The organism is Nostoc sp. MS1 (assembly GCF_019976755.1).
Classification (GTDB): Bacteria; Cyanobacteriota; Cyanobacteriia; order Cyanobacteriales; family Nostocaceae; genus Trichormus.
Genome location: NZ_AP023441.1, coordinates 5819415 through 5835548, shown reverse-complemented (window position 1 = coordinate 5835548; position 16134 = coordinate 5819415). Strand labels below are relative to the sequence as shown.

Here is a 16134-nt window from a genome sequence, read left to right as displayed (position 1 = left end):
TAGCGAAAAATTAGACTAATGGCAGAGGGCGATCTATGCGATCGCCCTCTGTTTTATAAAAAGCTAAGGATTTATTAGTTATCAGAGAATATTCAAAGGGATAGTAGTAGAAATCAAGATATACCCAGCCATAGCCAATTTGTTCAATACAGAACAGTCTGTTTAGATGAACAGGAAATTTACTTTCAGCAACTACAATGTTCAGACCGACAATTTACGCCGTTGCGATCGGAACTTTCGCTCTTACCAGTGGCGCAAGTGCAGCTTCTCTACAAAATCAATCTCCTGCACCTAAACTTTCATCTATTCCCAGTGACTACCTGCGACCAATCGTAGACCATCATCTGATTGCACAATATAATTTTCCTGGACAATACAATCGTCCTTCTGCATATCCTGGGCAATACTATCCGCAAAACTCATCTGGTGGGCGATATTACCCCCGAAATCCTTACGGTGGACAAAGTAACCCCCAAAATTCTGGCGGTGGACAAAGTAACCCCCAAAATTCTGGCGGTGGACAAAGCAACCCCCAAAATTCTGGCGGTGGACAAAGCAACCCCCAAAATTCTGGCGGTGGACAAAGCAACCCCCAAAATTCTGGCGGTGGACAAAGCAACCCCCAAAATTCTGGCGGTGGACAATCTGATGCTAGTACAGCCGCTATAGAACAGTCAGTTTTTAACCAAATCAATCAATACAGACAGTCTCAGAACCTACCACCACTAACCCGCAATACCGCCATTGACCAACAAGCAAGAAATCATAGTCAAAATATGGCTAGTGGTAAAGTTCCGTTTAGTCATCAAGGATTTGAGCAACGAGTTCAAGCAACTGGTATTGCTTACAAAGATGCTAAAGAAAATGTTGCTTACAACCAAGACAAAGACTCTGCTACACGCGCTGTTCAAAGCTGGCTCAATAGCTCAGGACACCTAGCCAACATTAAAAGTGATACGAACTTGACAGGGATTGGTGTTGCTGTCAATGGCCAAGGAGTTGTGTACTTCACTCAGATATTTATTCGTTCCTAATAGTTGAGGGAGTGGGGAGTGGGGAGTAGGGAGAAAATCGGGGAAAGGGAAAAATTAAATCCTTTACCCCTTTACCCTTCCTGTTGGCTGTGGACTATTGACTAATGACTATGGACTATTGACCAAATTACTAAAGTATCCTGTTATATAACTTAGGAACTAGAAGTTAGAGTATAGGTCTAATAAGTACATACACAAAGTAAATCTTCATGTCCCGACAACCTGCTTTTGGCATCGCTTTAAGTATGCTTGTCCTTGGGGGAGGATTAATGGCTCCTCTTATACCAGGTCACACTTCTACAAGAAACACTGCTGAAAATTCACCGTTGTCGATTTTTTCTCATCAGGTTGCAACAACTTCCACAACCTTTCAAACCACTACTTTAGAAAAAGCAGTGTTTGAGAGAATTAATCGGTATCGGGTGGCTAGGAGGCTACCAAAGTTGACGTTAAATGCCAGAATCACCCAACAGGCAAGAATCCATAGTCAAAACATGGCTAGAGGTAGAGTTCCTTTTAGCCATCAAGGTTTTGAGCAACGAGTTAACGCTATCCCTATTCGCTACAAAAGTGCGGCGGAAAACGTTGCCTTTAATCGGGGATATGATGACCCAGCTGACGAAGCTGTTATTGGTTGGATAGATAGTCCTGGCCACCTCAAAAATATTAAAGGTAATTACAATATGACTGGTATCGGCGTTGCCACAAATGCCAAAGGTGAAGTCTATCTCACACAAATTTTCTTGCGTACTCCATAGATAGAATTGTGGTTTTTTTAGACAATAATATTGTAGTATCGGTAACTCATCGGCAGATACTGCAATATTATTGAGTGATTCATGACATTACAAGACTTTCAAGTAGGCGATCGCGACCTGAGTGACGCGGCTGTTGCCGAATATTTACAATCCCAGGCGATCGCTGTTGATACGGAAACAATGGGACTACTACCCCAACGCGATCGCCTGTGTTTAATTCAGCTATGCAACCCAGAAGGCAAAGTAACAGCAATTCGCATAGCCAAAGGGCAAACAGAAGCCCCTAATCTCAAAAAACTCCTAGAAGCAACAAACGTCCAAAAAGTGTTTCACTTTGCTCGGTTTGACGTTGCTACCCTACGCCATCATCTAGGGATTCATGTCCAACCTATTTTCTGTACTAAAATTGCCAGTAAGTTAGCTCGTACTTACACAAATCGCCACGGACTCAAGGACTTAATACAAGAATTAGAGCAAGTAGAACTAGATAAAAGCTCTCAAAGTTCAGACTGGGGTAACGCCGCTAATTTAACCCAAGCGCAACTTAGCTACGCCGCCAATGATGTGCGCTACTTACTCAGCGCCCAACAAAAATTAATCGCTATGCTCAAACGCGAAGAACGCTGGGAACTAGCTCAAGAATGCTTCCAAGTTTTACCAACAATTGTTTCTTTAGACTTATTGCAATTTAAAGATTTATTTGAGCATTAGTCCATAGTCAATAGTCATTAGCTGTGGACTATTAACCAATGACTATTGACTAATGACTCTTAAACGTCCTTCTTCTGTTCTTCGCCGTGAACTTTCAACCGATCCACAACGTTATAGTCATCTGCGCCTGCGGGGGTTCTGGATTCGACAATTCCTTCTGTTGGGCCGCCGATCGCCTTCCATGCAGCTAAACCACCTCTGAGTTCAGATACATGTACAAAGCCAGCAGAACGTAAGAGGTTTACTGCTTCGGAAGTTTGCTCATCACTTGCACCGTAAACATAAATATCACGGCTTTTTTCTAAAGAAGATGCGGCTCTATCTACTACATCCTCGATTGGCATTGTCATTGCACCCATAATATGTCCATTGTTATAGGTAGAGCGATCGCGTACATCCAGTATTGTAAAAGCTGGTTCGCCCCACTCTAAACGAGACTTGAGTACATGAGCATCAGACTGCCCTTCAATGGGAGGTTGTTGGGGAATGATTCCACTTAATGGATTGTTAGCCATAATTTCACTATTAACTTCTAAATTGAATTAATAGCAATTTAACTAAATCTATGAATTTGCCTTATCTGGCTGCGGTATGAATATTTTCAAGTTATAACTTTGCTCATTAAGACATAGATATTAAGGAATAGTAACAACGAGAAAAAGAAATTTCCATATCTTTATTGTGATTACATTAGACAATCCCTAGAAATAAAAACTTTTCCTTCATATCAAATAAGTGTCAATATATTCTGTGAGCATATTCGCCATCATGCCTCACATTTATGAGCTTTTTACCCGATTTAATTACTTTAGGTAAATACCTAGCCGGAGAATTTGATAATAAGGAACAAGCAATGGCCGAGCCGATTTGGTTTGTTCACTTACGTCTATGGCAAAGACCCGTTGATTTGTTTACAGACAATAGTATTACCCTATTTGCCGAACAAGCCAACATTGTCAATTTAGACCGTCCTTATCGTCAACGCATTCTGCGGTTAATGCCTAATCCTGACTTGGGAGATGGGTTATATGTACAGTACTATATGCCTAAAAATCCTAGTGCTTTAATTGGCGCAGGTAGTAACCCTGACATACTCAAAACATTAACGCCAGATCAACTAGAACTACTTCCAGGCTGTATTCTTTCAGTTAGTCAGCAAGAATTAGCGCCTAGCAGCTATCAATTTACTGCTAAATCCTTGCCAGATAGTCGCTGTACTTTTACTTATTTAGGCAACACCGTACAAGTTGCTCTCGGTTTTGAAGTTAGCGAAGCAAAATTGCAAACCTATGATAGAGGAATTGACCCAGAAACAGGCAAAGCAACTTGGGGAGCAATTACAGGCCCCTATCGCTACACTAAACGGGAACAGTATTGAGTATTGAGTGCTGAGTGTTGTTAGCGGTAGCGGCGCGTTTAGCGCGTGCTGAGGAAATTTATAGTAATTGCCTTACCAATTACCAATTAGTACTACTCTACACTCAACACTCTACTAGCTGGCCATGCTCCGAGGTACACCTTCTAAGGCTTCCTCCTCAGTTTCAAAAATTTCAAATACTGTATCCATCATAGTTACTTCAAACACCAGTTTAGCTTCTGGGTGGACGTTACAGATGCGAAAACTACCATTAACTTTATCTGCATCGCGCATTCCTGCAACTAGAGAAGTGAGTCCAGAACTATCTATAAAATTTACCTGACCAAGATTCACAACTACATGACGGCTGAGTTTAGAAATACACTCTTGCAACTTCAAGCGAAATTGCCAAGCTGTGGTGATGTCTAAACGACCTGCTGGTTTCAAGACAATAACAGTATTACCGTCTTGGGTTGTATAGCTAATTTGTTCTATCTGAATCACTATGCCTCCCCCTGGCACTTATCTCAAAATTAAATTTAACTGGGTTAGTCCTGAAATTGATGAGCTAAAGCCTGACATTTAGCAACAATTTTTACTGGCTGTGAACCAAAAAGAGTAGAAAAAAGCAGTAATTTATTTAACTCACCAATTACAGGACTAGATGTCAGTGCTGAAACTCAATATTAACAGGCTTCAGCTAAATTCATCACCTTTTTGACTAGGTGCTTACATTTAGTAGTTTAACTCACCAAAATTAATGTGAGTACCCACAGACACTCATGGAAATAAAGAAGCCATAAATTGTTGGCTTCTTAGTGCTGAGTTCGCTATTGCTTGCCGGGGGATGTTTCTACCCTTTAGGTAGGGGAAAGCTGATACTTGATAAACCTCAATTATCAAAGTTGTTGACATCACTGGTTTGGTGTCCAGTTAACCCAATCTTGGGGCTTGAGGAATGTATCATATAACTCTGCTTCTGGTGTATTGGGTTCTGGTGTATAACCGTATTCCCAACGGACTAGAGGTGGTAAAGACATCAAAATGGATTCAGTGCGTCCGTTGGTTTGTAAGCCAAAAATTGTACCTCGGTCGTAAACCAAGTTAAATTCGACGTACCTACCCCGACGATATAGTTGGAAATTGCGTTGGCGATCGCCATATTCTATCCCATGACGACGCTCAACAATGGGAACATAAGCTGGTAGAAATGCTTTACCAGAACTCTGGACAAAACTAAACAAATCTTCCCAATCGCGTGGTGCTGGTTCGCCTACTTGATTACTGTAGTTAGCTGCTTCGCCTTTGGGGTCAGGGCCGCGATATAAAACACCGTTTCCGTCTTGATAGTCAAAAAATAGACCACCTATACCCCTGGTTTCGCCCCGGTGTTTGAGGTAGAAGTACTCATCACACCAACGCTTAAATACTGGGTAATACTCTGGGTGATGTTCTTCACAAGCCTGCTTAAAAGTTTTATGAAAATGTGCTGCATCCTCAGCAAAGGGATAGTAAGGGGTTAAGTCAGCACCACCACCAAACCACCAAACTGGGCCAGCTTCAAAATAACGGTAGTTGAGGTGAACAGTTGGGACGTATGGGTTACGTGGATGTAATACCAAGGATGTACCTGTGGCATAAAAACCATGCCCTTCAGCTTCGGGACGCTGGGCTAAAATTGAAGGAGGCAGATGGGAACCCCAAACTTCCGAAAAATTTACACCTGCTTGTTCAAATATTGCCCCATCACGCAGTACACGCGATCGCCCGCCACCCCCCTCTGGACGTTCCCAACTATCTTCGTGAAAGCTACCTACACCATCAAGTTGTGTTAGGGCTTGTGAAATTTCATCTTGTAACTGCTTCATAAAATGACTGACTCTAGCCTTAGCGTCAGTCGCTGGTAGAGACGGGGATACTTTTGTTTTTACCTTTGGGGTTTGCGAGTTAGTTACCATAGATTCCCGAACCTAAATTAGATTTTTCTAAAAAAGCTACAAATTTCCCTTGAAAAACTTGTAGGCTGCACGAGCCAAGAAACAGGCTCAATTTGCCCAAGCAATTTTTTAATTATTAAACGTTTACACGATTAATGGGCCTGATTAGAGTTATTTTCCCTCAAATGCGTATAGGCTTGTATATTGACTAAATTTTTGTTGTACTTCTTGATGGAAACATTTTGGGGAAATAGTCTACTAGGACTTACCTAAGTCTTATCTACAAATACCTTGAGCGTGAGGTTGAGAGAAGGGTATGAGGCTGTACGAGCGTAAATGTTAAAAATTCTTACATTTTTAGCTCTTTAAACCCTGACATCTTTAGACCTTCAGATAGTGAACAGTGAATACAGAGTATTGTTGTTCTTGATGCCTAATTGAGATTTATCATGCTGAGGGCAATTGTGAGCGAATACGTTTTAGGGTTGAATCTGAATCACAGTAGCCAACTATTCCAGAGTTACCAGCAAGTGTGTAGGGAGGAGGATTAGGCAAATGGGAACGTGGTTATCCAAATTCGTCCACCGTAAACGCCGTCGATTTTGCGTTTCTCTAGCACAAACATATAGAGAAATTAGTTCTGCCTCTGTCGATGAACTGTGGCAGAAAGTAGTAGATTTAACAGATGTTTCTTGGCATCCATTACTTAAAAGTACTAACGTACCCTACGGATTAGTACCCAAGCCCGGATTAATATATCAAGCTGTTACACGCTTTTCACCAATTCCCATTAGAATTTTTGTGGAACGGGTTAACCACAACGAATTATTAAGTATTCGAGTGATGGCTATTCCTGGCATAGAAGAAAGGATCACTTACCAAGTAGAGTCTACAGTCTGTGGAACCTGTTTATCGTATTCAGTTACCCTAAGCGGCTGGTTATCACCACTAATTTGGTCATTGTTCCGTCCTTACGTAGATCGTGTAGCACGTTCTTTAGTAGAATCCGTAGAAAAAGCCGCATTACAAGCCGTCGCAGGGAAGAAAAAAAGCCTAAGCGATAATTGTTTTGATTTTTAGAGAAGGGAGTAGGGAGTGGGGAATTATGAGTGCTGTTAGCGGAAGCGGCGCGTTTAGCGTGTGCTGAGTTATGAGTTCTAAGAAATTTTGAATTTTGAATTTTGAATTTTGAATTGATTACTCCCTCATCCCACTTTCTAATTTTTAGTTCCTAAAGAAAGTTAAGATTTTATCAGGTGATAATAAAAAAATTTTAAATTTTATTACGCCGATCCAAGAGGAAACACCCAGCAATTTTTGCTGAATTATTTTGCAGCTGGTCAAAAACCAGGTCGCATCTATGTGTAGCTTGCATTTAAATCTTCATTTTGAATTTTGAATTGTATATGTACGATGTCCTTGATTCACAATCTGTTTTAGAAGTTTTGCGACCAGTGCAAGACCCAGAACTGCGTAAGAGTCTGGTAGAACTAAATATGATTCGCAACGTCAAAATTGACGGTGGGAAAGTAAGCTTCACCTTGGTTTTGACTACACCTGCTTGTCCGTTGCGGGAATTTATTGTGGAAGATTGCCAAAAAGCAGTGAAAAAGCTGCCTGGGGTGACAGATGTCAATGTAGAGGTGACGGCAGAAATGCCTCAACAAAAAAGCTTACCCGATCGCAATGGTGTTCCTGGTGTAAAAAATATTATCGCCATCTCCAGTGGTAAAGGTGGTGTCGGTAAAAGCACTGTGGCGGTAAACGTCGCCGTCGCCCTCGCACAAACAGGGGCAAAAGTTGGTCTGCTGGATGCGGATATCTACGGCCCCAACGATCCCACAATGCTGGGATTATCTGAGGCGCAAATTGTTGTGCGTTCCACAGAAAAAGGCGAAGTCTTAGAACCTGCTTTTAATCATGGTGTCAAATTAGTCTCAATGGGCTTTTTGATCGACCGGGATCAGCCTGTAATTTGGCGGGGGCCAATGTTGAATGGGGTAATTCGTCAGTTTCTCTATCAAGTTGAATGGGGCGAACTCGACTACTTGCTTGTGGATATGCCCCCAGGAACAGGCGATGCCCAATTAACCTTAACTCAGGCTGTACCAATGTCTGGGGCAGTAATTGTCACTACACCGCAAACCGTAGCTTTGTTAGACTCTCGTAAAGGTTTAAAGATGTTCCAGCAAATGAACGTCTCTGTTTTGGGAATAGTAGAAAACATGAGCTACTTTATCCCTCCTGATATGCCAGATAAACAGTACGATATCTTTGGTTCTGGTGGCGGCTCCAAAACAGCAGCAGAATTAGGTGTACCCTTATTAGGCTGTGTACCACTGGAGATTTCCACTAGAATTGGCGGTGATAACGGTGTACCGATCGTAGTTGCTGACCCAGATTCAGCCTCTGCTAAAGCCCTAAAAGCGATCGCTCTAGCAATTGCTGGGAAGGTATCAGTCGCAGCATTAACATAGGAGGCAGGAGGCAGAAGGCAGAAGGCAGTTGACAGTTGTTTTTCTCCTCTGCTCCGCACGCCTTACCTTTAATTTTTATCTAATTTCTAGATTAGAATCCAAGCATATAGAGTTTTAATAGTCAATATATCTAATCGTTTAACTTTTAACTCACACAATGTTATTAAAACGATCGCTTCCCAAAGTTCGCTGGAAGTCTTGGGTCAAGCCTTGGCAGCAATTAGACTGGATACTATTTTTGTTGGTTGTTGCAGTCAGCTTTTTTGGTGGTCTGATGATCCTCAGCACCGAAATGAAACAGCCTGTAACAGACTGGTGGTGGCATTGGCTAATTGCTGGGATTGGTGCTGTTATTGCTTTAATTCTGTCTCGTTGTCGTTACGAGAACCTTTTGCAATGGCATTGGGTGACTTATGCGTTGACTAATGCCAGCCTAATTGCTGTAATGGTTGCGGGTTCGAGTGCTAAAGGCGCACAACGTTGGCTACCAATTGCGGGGTTTAATGTCCAACCTTCAGAGTTTGCCAAAATTGGCATGATTATTACTCTAGCGGCTTTACTACACAAACGTACTGCCAATAGGATTGAGGATGTTTTTCGCGTTCTAGCAATTACGGCTGTGCCTTGGTTATTAGTATTTGTTCAGCCAGATTTAGCTACATCCCTAGTTTTTGGTGCGATCGTTATCGGAATGCTTTATTGGGCAAATGCTAACCCTGGCTGGTTAATCCTGATGATTTCGCCTATAGTTGCTGCCATACTCTTCAGCACTTCTTGGCCTTTAGCAGCACCAATAGTTCTGTTTAAGGAAATTTTTGTGACTCCTCTTGGTATCGCTTGGGCGATATTGATGGGTATCGTAGGTTGGGTGACTCTCCCTTGGAGACGATTTAACTTAGGCGCATTGGGCGCGTTGAGTCTAAATTTATTTGGCGGTGAATTAGGTATTTTTGCTTGGAACCATGTACTTAAGGAATACCAAAAAAATCGCTTAACCGCATTTATCAACCCCGAACATGATCCTTTAGGTTCTGGATACCACCTCATTCAATCACGCATTGCGATCGGTGCAGGAGAAGTGTGGGGTTGGGGTTTGTTTAAAGGGCCGATGACGCAATTAAATTTTGTGCCTGAACAACATACTGATTTTATTTTCTCCGCCGTAGGTGAAGAATTTGGTTTTTCTGGGTGTTTAATTATCTTGTTTGTTTTCTGCTTAATTTGCTGGCGACTACTGCACATAGCGCAAACAGCTAAAGATAATTTTGGTTCGCTGTTAGCTATTGGCGTTTTATCGATGATTGTGTTTCAGTTAGTCGTAAATGTCGGGATGAACGTAGGTTTAGCACCAGTCGCAGGTATTCCCCTACCGTGGATGAGTTACGGGCGTTCTGCCATGCTGACCAATTTCATTTCGTTAGGAATAGTAGAATCAGTAGCGAACTTTCGACAGCGACAAAAGTATTATTTTTAGTCATTAGTTAATGGTCAGTATAAAAATAATTGACAACTAACTACTCACAACTGACACCTGACAAGTATTAAGCTAGAAATAGGAAGTAAGCGAGGCAATCAATCATGATCCTACCTGGAGCGACTGTTAAAGTCACAAATCCCAACGATACTTATTATCGCTACGAAGGACTAGTACAACGGGTAACTGATGGCAAAGTAGCTGTTTTGTTTGAAGGCGGTAATTGGGACAAGATTATTACCTTCCGCCTATCAGAACTTGAAGCTGTAGAAGTCACAGCCGGGAAGAAGAAAGGAAAGTAATTTAGTCAATAGTCAATAGTCCAAAGTTATTTGACTGTTGACTGTTGACCATTGACTGTTGACTCTTAATTATTATGCGCCTCCCTTTACCACAGTTTGATAAAAGCGATCGCCATCCTAGCCACATTGCCGAGGTAATCGAAACTGCTAGTACTGAATTTTTGGCACAATGTCTCGAACCGGACGACTTGACTTTTCCCTCAATGCCGCCGTTTGGTAGTTGGGTGTGTGCTGTGGATGAGGAATCAGGGAATCAAGTTTATGCAGTAGTATATCATGCTACTACAATGCCAGTAGATTCCGTACACAGAGCCGTGGCGATGGGTATGTCGCTGCAAGATTTGCGTGAGGAACAGCCCCAGATATTTGCCATGCTGAAGACGGAATTTCGATCTGCGATCGTGGGATTTAAGCAGTCATCAACTGTAGCCAATGGCAATGGCAGAATGTATCAGTATTTACCACCCCGTCCGCCACAAATTCACCAAGCTGTATATCAGTGTGAACCAGAAGTTATAGTTGAATTTACCCAAGAACTAGAATTTTTACGGACATTACTATCCATCAATGGTGCGCCAGTAGAATCATTAACCGCAGCCGCTATTCGTGAAGTCTACCAATTACGCAAAGCAGATCGGGAATGGCTAATCAAAGCTGGCCGCACCTTAAGCATATTGCTAAAAGACGACTACGATCGCTTAAGGTTTATTTTGAGTCAAATTCATCCTTAGTCAGTTGACAGTTGACAGTTGACAGTTGTTATTCTCCCACCCTACGGGTTCGCGCCAGCGTCTGTCTCCGACACGCTACGCGAACGTCAGAGAAGCAAGCTACATCTCCCCCATCTCCCCCATCACCTAAGTACTTAAGTTAAGGCTTCTTCATTTTTTACGGGGTAGCTATCAGAGTTATGTATTATTGATTGGATGACTACCTCTGGGGAATCTCCGCTTTACCGTCGCCCTCCCAAATTCCACTTATGGAACCCTTATCATCAGTTCTGGCTTTAGAACCTACTTCTCAGGTTCTAGGCAAGGAACCAATTGTTCCCTTTGCAATTTTACTGATAATCCTCTTAGTTGTTCCCACTCTTTTTGAAAGGTTGAGATTACCCGCAATAGTGGGTTTAGTTCTTGCTGGATTAGTATTAGGCCCATCGGGTTGGAACCTGCTGAATACGGAATCTCCGATGATTAGCCTGCTGTCAAATATTGGTTTAGTTTATTTGATGTTTGTTGCAGGTTTAGAAGTAAACTTGGAGTTGTGGCGGCGGCAAAGAAGACGGGCTTTTGGTTATGGTTTTTTTAGTTTTGCTGTGCCATTGCTGACGGGTATTTTGCTAGGACGGATTTTAAACTTTAGTTGGAATGCCTCAGTACTAATTGGTTCCGTATTGGCTTCCTATACCTTATTGGCTTATCCCATCATCAATCGTTTAGGTATCATTAGTAATCGCTCGGTTACAACTACGATTGGTGCTACAGTTTTTACAGATATTAGCTCGTTATTAGTACTAGCAATTTGCATCCCAACATTTCAACAGGGCATATCCAATTTTTCGCAAATATTACCCCTACTAGGTTGGTTAATTACTTATTGCATAGTAATTTTACTAGGGTTTGACTGGCTGGGTAAAGAGTTTTTTCGGCGTTCGGGAGACGATGAGGGCAAGAAATTTTTATTTGTCTTACTAACTGTATTTTTGGCGGTTGTAATAGCTCAATTTATCGGGATTGAAAGAATTTTAGGAGCATTTTTAGCAGGTTTGGCGGTTAATGAAGCTGTCGGTGAAGGGCCTGTTAAAGAAAAAATAATATTTATTGGTAGTGTTTTATTTATTCCAATTTTCTTTATTAACCTTGGATTTCTGATTGATGTGCCTGGGTTAATTCATAATCTGGCTATTCTTAAATTAACGGTTTTAATTTTAGTTGGCTTGATTGCTAGTAAATTTATTGCAGCTTGGTTAGCCAAGTTTTTCTATAACTATAGTTGGCAAGAAATGTTAACTATCTGGTCACTATCTATACCCCAGGTAAGTACAACATTAGCTGCAACTTTTGTGGCATATCAAGCACGTTTACTATCAGTGGATGTTTTAACTAGTATAGTTCTTTTAATGTTACTCACTGTAACTGTGGGGCCATTACTTACTAGTCGTACAGCAGTAGCTTTAACTACACCTCCAGTAATAGAAGCAGTTACTACATTGCCAGAGCAACACGTAGAAGAAATCCACAATAGTAATTTTACTATCGTTGTACCTGTTTATAATCCCCATACTCAGCAATATTTAGTAGAGATGGCGGCATTGCTGGCTAGTCAAGCCAAAGGGCGAATTATACCATTAGTGATCGCCACGGCTGCGGCGCAGATGGATGCACCCCAATTAGAAACTACACTACAAAAAAGTGAGCGGTTACTAGCAAAAGCTACAGCCCATAGTCAAGCTTTAGGTGTCGAAGCATCACCCTTACTACGCATTGATGATGCTTTTGCATTGGGAATTAGTAGAGCCGCTAAGGAACAAAAAGCCAGTTTAATTGTTATGGGTTGGGGTAAACGCACAGGGTTAAGAGCGCGGTTATTTGGCAATGTAATTGATAATGTACTGTGGTCTTCCCATTGTCCTGTGGCTGTAACACGTCTGGTAGAATCACCGAAAAAAATTCAACGTATTTTAGTGCCTATAGAGAATTTAATTACACCAACACTACAACCAGTGCAATTTGCTCAGATGTTAGCAGACGCAAATCAAGCTCAGGTAACAGTATTGAATGTGTGCGATCGCCGCACGAGTTCTAGTAAAATTGCCGCACGGCGATCGCAGCTTGCTTCGCTAGTGGCAAAATTAGCCTTACCCAATTCACCAGAAATTCAAATTATCGCCCATGAAAATGCGGCTCAAGCCATTTTGCAAGCAGCAAGATTATACGACTTAGTAGTTTTACCGTTTATCCGTAACCGCACCAGTCCAGGCAGTTTAGCCCTAAGTGATGTCACAACCCAACTAGCCAGCCAACTCACTTGTTCTATCGTCATGTTGGGAGAACCGCAGCGCTTACAAACACCAACAATTACGCCAGGAGTGTCTAATACGGCGACTGTTGTGAATGGATAGGGGAGTGAGGGAGATGAGGGAGTAATCAATTCAAAATTCGTCTTGGAAAGTTTGCTCAACGGGGGGAACCCCCCTCCGGGTTCACCAGTCCCCTACGGCGGGAAACCCGCCTACAGGGCTGGATTCACCGCACCGCAACTTTCCGCAAAATTCAAAATTTCTTAGAACTCATAACTCAGCACTCAGCACTTAACTCACAAATTTACACCTTACTGTCATAACACTTTATTTTGTTGAAGATTTGATGAAGTCTTAGTTAAAACAGGCAAAATACTCGATGATGTTTGTTATTTTCTAAGGGAATTAGATTTACAAAAATTTAAAGAATTTAAATTGATGTACTTAAAAACCCGAAATTAGTTTTATACGTGCTGTATTTTTATATCTGAGCTAAATTGTTTGAAAACAAAATCACAAGTGACCAACAATATCTGTAAGTAACTGGGAAAATATGAGAATTTTGGTGACAGGCGGTGCGGGGTTTATTGGTTCCCATCTAATTGACAGACTAATACCTGAAGGCCATGAAGTTATTTGCTTAGACAATTTCTATACAGGCGATAAGCGTAATATTCAAAAATGGATGAATCATCCACAATTTGAACTCATCCGCCATGACATCACTGAACCAATTCGCTTAGAAGTAGATCAAATTTATCATTTGGCTTGCCCAGCCTCTCCAGTACATTATCAGTACAACCCTGTCAAAACCGTTAAAACTAACGTTATGGGTACACTGAATATGTTGGGGTTAGCCAAACGTGTTAAAGCTAGATTTTTCTTAGCTTCTACTAGCGAAGTCTACGGTGATCCAGAGATTCACCCCCAAACAGAAGAGTATAGAGGCAACGTCAACCCTATTGGTATTCGTTCGTGCTACGACGAAGGGAAAAGAATTGCCGAAACCCTAGCATTTGACTACTACAGACAAAATAAAGTTGATATTCGCGTTGTACGTATATTTAACACCTACGGCCCCAGAATGTTAGAAAACGATGGGCGGGTGGTAAGTAATTTTATTGTGCAAGCCTTGCGCGGAACACCTTTGACTGTGTACGGAGATGGTTCACAAACTCGTAGTTTCTGCTACGTATCCGACTTAGTAGAAGGTTTTATTCGCTTGATGAATAGCGACTATGTAGGGCCAGTGAATTTAGGAAATCCTGGTGAATACACTATTCTTGAATTGGCGCAAGCTGTGCAAAATTTGATAAATCCAGACGCACAGATCAAGTTTGAACCTTTGCCTGCTGATGATCCACGTCGTCGCCAGCCAGATATCACCAAAGCCAGAACCTTGTTAAATTGGGAACCTACTATTCCTCTAACAGAAGGGTTAAAACTGACGATAGAAGATTTCCGCGATCGCATTAAGAGTGCCGTCTAGGATACAGGCTACCTAGTAGTCTGAAATGCTGTTCTTAGAAGATTGTCATCTGAGAATAATATTAAGTTTCATTTCAACAAAGTCTTTGTTTTAAAAATCACCCCAACTGAGGAGTTAAACAAAATGCGTGTATGTGTAATTGGTACTGGTTATGTTGGCTTGGTCACAGGAGCTTGTTTGGCTCACATTGGTCATCATGTGATTTGTGTAGATAATAACGAAGAAAAAGTCAAGCTCATGAAAGCTGGGCAATCACCTATATTTGAGCCTGGTCTTTCAGACATTATGCAGTCGGCTATCCAAGCTGGGAAAATTGAGTTTACCACAGATTTAGCAGCAGGGGTAGCCCACGGAGAAATATTATTTATTGCTGTTGGTACACCACCCTTACCAACTGGTGAAAGCGACACCCGCTATGTTGAAGCTGTAGCCCGTGGTATTGGCGCTAACCTGAATGGTGGTTATAAAGTAATTGTTAATAAATCTACAGTACCCATTGGTTCCGGTGACTGGGTACGGATGATTGTTCTTGATGGGATTGCTGAACGCCAAAAAACCCTCGTAACCGCAGGTGGTGGCGTTGAAGATAGATTACCTGAACTACCTCAATTTGATGTAGTTAGTAACCCAGAGTTCCTGCGTGAAGGTTCAGCCGTATACGACACCTTCAACCCCGATCGCATCGTTTTAGGCGGTAATAGCCCCAGAGCGATCGCAATGATGGAAGAATTATACGCCCCTATTGTTGAGCGTAAATTTGCTGAAAACCAATCTTTACCCCCTGTACCCATCTTGGCTACAGACCTAAGTTCCGCAGAAATGATTAAGTATGCGGCTAACGCTTTCCTCGCAACCAAGATTAGTTTCATCAACGAAGTCGCAAATATTTGCGATCGCGTTGGTGCTGATGTGACCCAAGTCGCTAAAGGTATTGGTTTAGATTCTCGCATCGGGAATAAGTTCTTACAAGCTGGTATTGGTTGGGGTGGTTCCTGCTTCCCCAAAGACGTAGCTGCACTAATTCACACAGCAGATGATTATGGATACGAAGCCCAGTTGTTAAAATCTGCTGTTAGCGTCAACGAACGTCAACGCTTGATTGCGCTAGAAAAACTGCAGCAAGTCCTGAAAATCCTCAAAGGTAAAACAGTCGGTTTACTGGGTCTAACCTTTAAGCCAGATACCGACGACTTACGTGATGCACCTGCATTGAACTTAATCGAACAACTCAACCGCTTAGGTGCTAAAGTCAAAGCCTACGACCCCATCATTTCCCAAACTGGGATGCGTCATGGTCTTACTGGCGTATTAGTAGAAACCGATGCTGAACGTTTAGCAGATGGTTGTGATGCTTTGGTACTCGTAACAGAGTGGAATCAGTTTAGCACCCTCGACTACGCGAAGATGGCTCAGTTAATGAATAATGCTGTGGTTATCGATGGTCGTAACTTCCTTGAACCCGAAACTATGGTACGCGCTGGATTCCAATATGTAGGTGTTGGAAGATAGAAGTATTTTTGTTCAAAAATTTTGATTAGTCAAATCACTCTTTATACCGCTTAGTATGTTCTAGGCG

General features: G+C 41.9%; 15 protein-coding genes. 12 read left to right on the top strand and 3 right to left on the bottom strand.

What is annotated here, in order from left to right:
• The first annotated feature begins 197 nt into the window (after positions 1–197).
• The 3 genes from NSMS1_RS35360 to NSMS1_RS25085 all read left to right on the top strand — a co-directional run bounded on the left by NSMS1_RS35360 (position 198) and on the right by NSMS1_RS25085 (position 2503).
• A complete protein-coding gene (locus NSMS1_RS35360; protein WP_317986540.1) occupies positions 198–1034 on the top strand; it encodes a CAP domain-containing protein in 837 nt (278 codons plus the stop codon).
• 209 nt (positions 1035–1243) lie between these two features.
• Positions 1244–1792 (top strand): CAP domain-containing protein, encoded by a 549-nt coding sequence (locus NSMS1_RS25090; protein WP_224087396.1) that lies wholly within the window; start codon positions 1244–1246, stop codon positions 1790–1792.
• Positions 1793–1873: 81 nt separating this feature from the next.
• On the top strand, positions 1874–2503 hold the full coding sequence (locus NSMS1_RS25085; RefSeq protein WP_224087395.1) for a ribonuclease D: 630 nt from the start codon (positions 1874–1876) through the stop codon (positions 2501–2503).
• A gap of 59 nt (positions 2504–2562) precedes the next feature.
• Here the strand turns inward: NSMS1_RS25085 and NSMS1_RS25080 are convergent, their stop codons facing one another.
• The gene (locus NSMS1_RS25080; RefSeq protein WP_224087394.1) at positions 2563–3018 is read right to left on the bottom strand and encodes a rhodanese-like domain-containing protein; all 456 of its coding nucleotides are present in this window, start codon (positions 3016–3018) and stop codon (positions 2563–2565) included.
• A 266-nt stretch (positions 3019–3284) separates the two neighbouring features.
• Between NSMS1_RS25080 and NSMS1_RS25075 the strand changes: the two genes are divergently transcribed.
• Entirely contained in the window at positions 3285–3881 is a 597-nt protein-coding gene (locus NSMS1_RS25075; RefSeq protein WP_224087393.1) for a chromophore lyase CpcT/CpeT, read from the top strand.
• Between the two features lie 114 nt (positions 3882–3995).
• On the opposite strand, the gene NSMS1_RS25070 is transcribed toward NSMS1_RS25075, so the two are convergent.
• Together NSMS1_RS25070 and hemF are read right to left on the bottom strand one after the other, a co-directional pair.
• On the bottom strand, positions 3996–4364 hold the full coding sequence (locus tag NSMS1_RS25070) for an STAS domain-containing protein (RefSeq protein ID WP_067776129.1): 369 nt from the start codon (positions 4362–4364) through the stop codon (positions 3996–3998).
• Positions 4365–4774: 410 nt separating this feature from the next.
• Positions 4775–5818, bottom strand: coding sequence for an oxygen-dependent coproporphyrinogen oxidase (gene hemF / locus NSMS1_RS25065; RefSeq protein ID WP_224087392.1), 1044 nt, complete (start codon positions 5816–5818; stop codon positions 4775–4777).
• Positions 5819–6352: 534 nt separating this feature from the next.
• Here hemF and NSMS1_RS25060 point away from each other — a divergent pair.
• The 8 genes from NSMS1_RS25060 to NSMS1_RS25025 all read left to right on the top strand — a co-directional run bounded on the left by NSMS1_RS25060 (position 6353) and on the right by NSMS1_RS25025 (position 16067).
• Positions 6353–6877, top strand: a complete 525-nt coding sequence (locus NSMS1_RS25060; protein ID WP_224087391.1) for an SRPBCC family protein — start codon at positions 6353–6355, stop codon at positions 6875–6877.
• Positions 6878–7203: 326 nt separating this feature from the next.
• Entirely contained in the window at positions 7204–8274 is a 1071-nt protein-coding gene (locus NSMS1_RS25055) for an Mrp/NBP35 family ATP-binding protein (RefSeq protein ID WP_224087390.1), read from the top strand.
• A gap of 157 nt (positions 8275–8431) precedes the next feature.
• Positions 8432–9748, top strand: coding sequence for a rod shape-determining protein RodA (gene rodA / locus NSMS1_RS25050; RefSeq protein WP_224087389.1), 1317 nt, complete (start codon positions 8432–8434; stop codon positions 9746–9748).
• 104 nt (positions 9749–9852) lie between these two features.
• Positions 9853–10050: an NAD(P)H dehydrogenase subunit NdhS gene (locus NSMS1_RS25045; protein ID WP_224087388.1), complete on the top strand. Its 198-nt coding sequence runs from the start codon at positions 9853–9855 to the stop codon at positions 10048–10050.
• 74 nt (positions 10051–10124) lie between these two features.
• Positions 10125–10781 (top strand): hypothetical protein, encoded by a 657-nt coding sequence (locus NSMS1_RS25040; RefSeq protein ID WP_224087387.1) that lies wholly within the window; start codon positions 10125–10127, stop codon positions 10779–10781.
• 248 nt (positions 10782–11029) lie between these two features.
• Entirely contained in the window at positions 11030–13171 is a 2142-nt protein-coding gene (locus NSMS1_RS25035; protein ID WP_224087386.1) for a cation:proton antiporter, read from the top strand.
• Positions 13172–13622: 451 nt separating this feature from the next.
• Positions 13623–14558 (top strand): UDP-glucuronic acid decarboxylase family protein, encoded by a 936-nt coding sequence (locus tag NSMS1_RS25030; protein WP_067773221.1) that lies wholly within the window; start codon positions 13623–13625, stop codon positions 14556–14558.
• 123 nt (positions 14559–14681) lie between these two features.
• On the top strand, positions 14682–16067 hold the full coding sequence (locus tag NSMS1_RS25025; protein WP_224087385.1) for a UDP-glucose dehydrogenase family protein: 1386 nt from the start codon (positions 14682–14684) through the stop codon (positions 16065–16067).
• Positions 16068–16134: the final 67 nt, after the last annotated feature.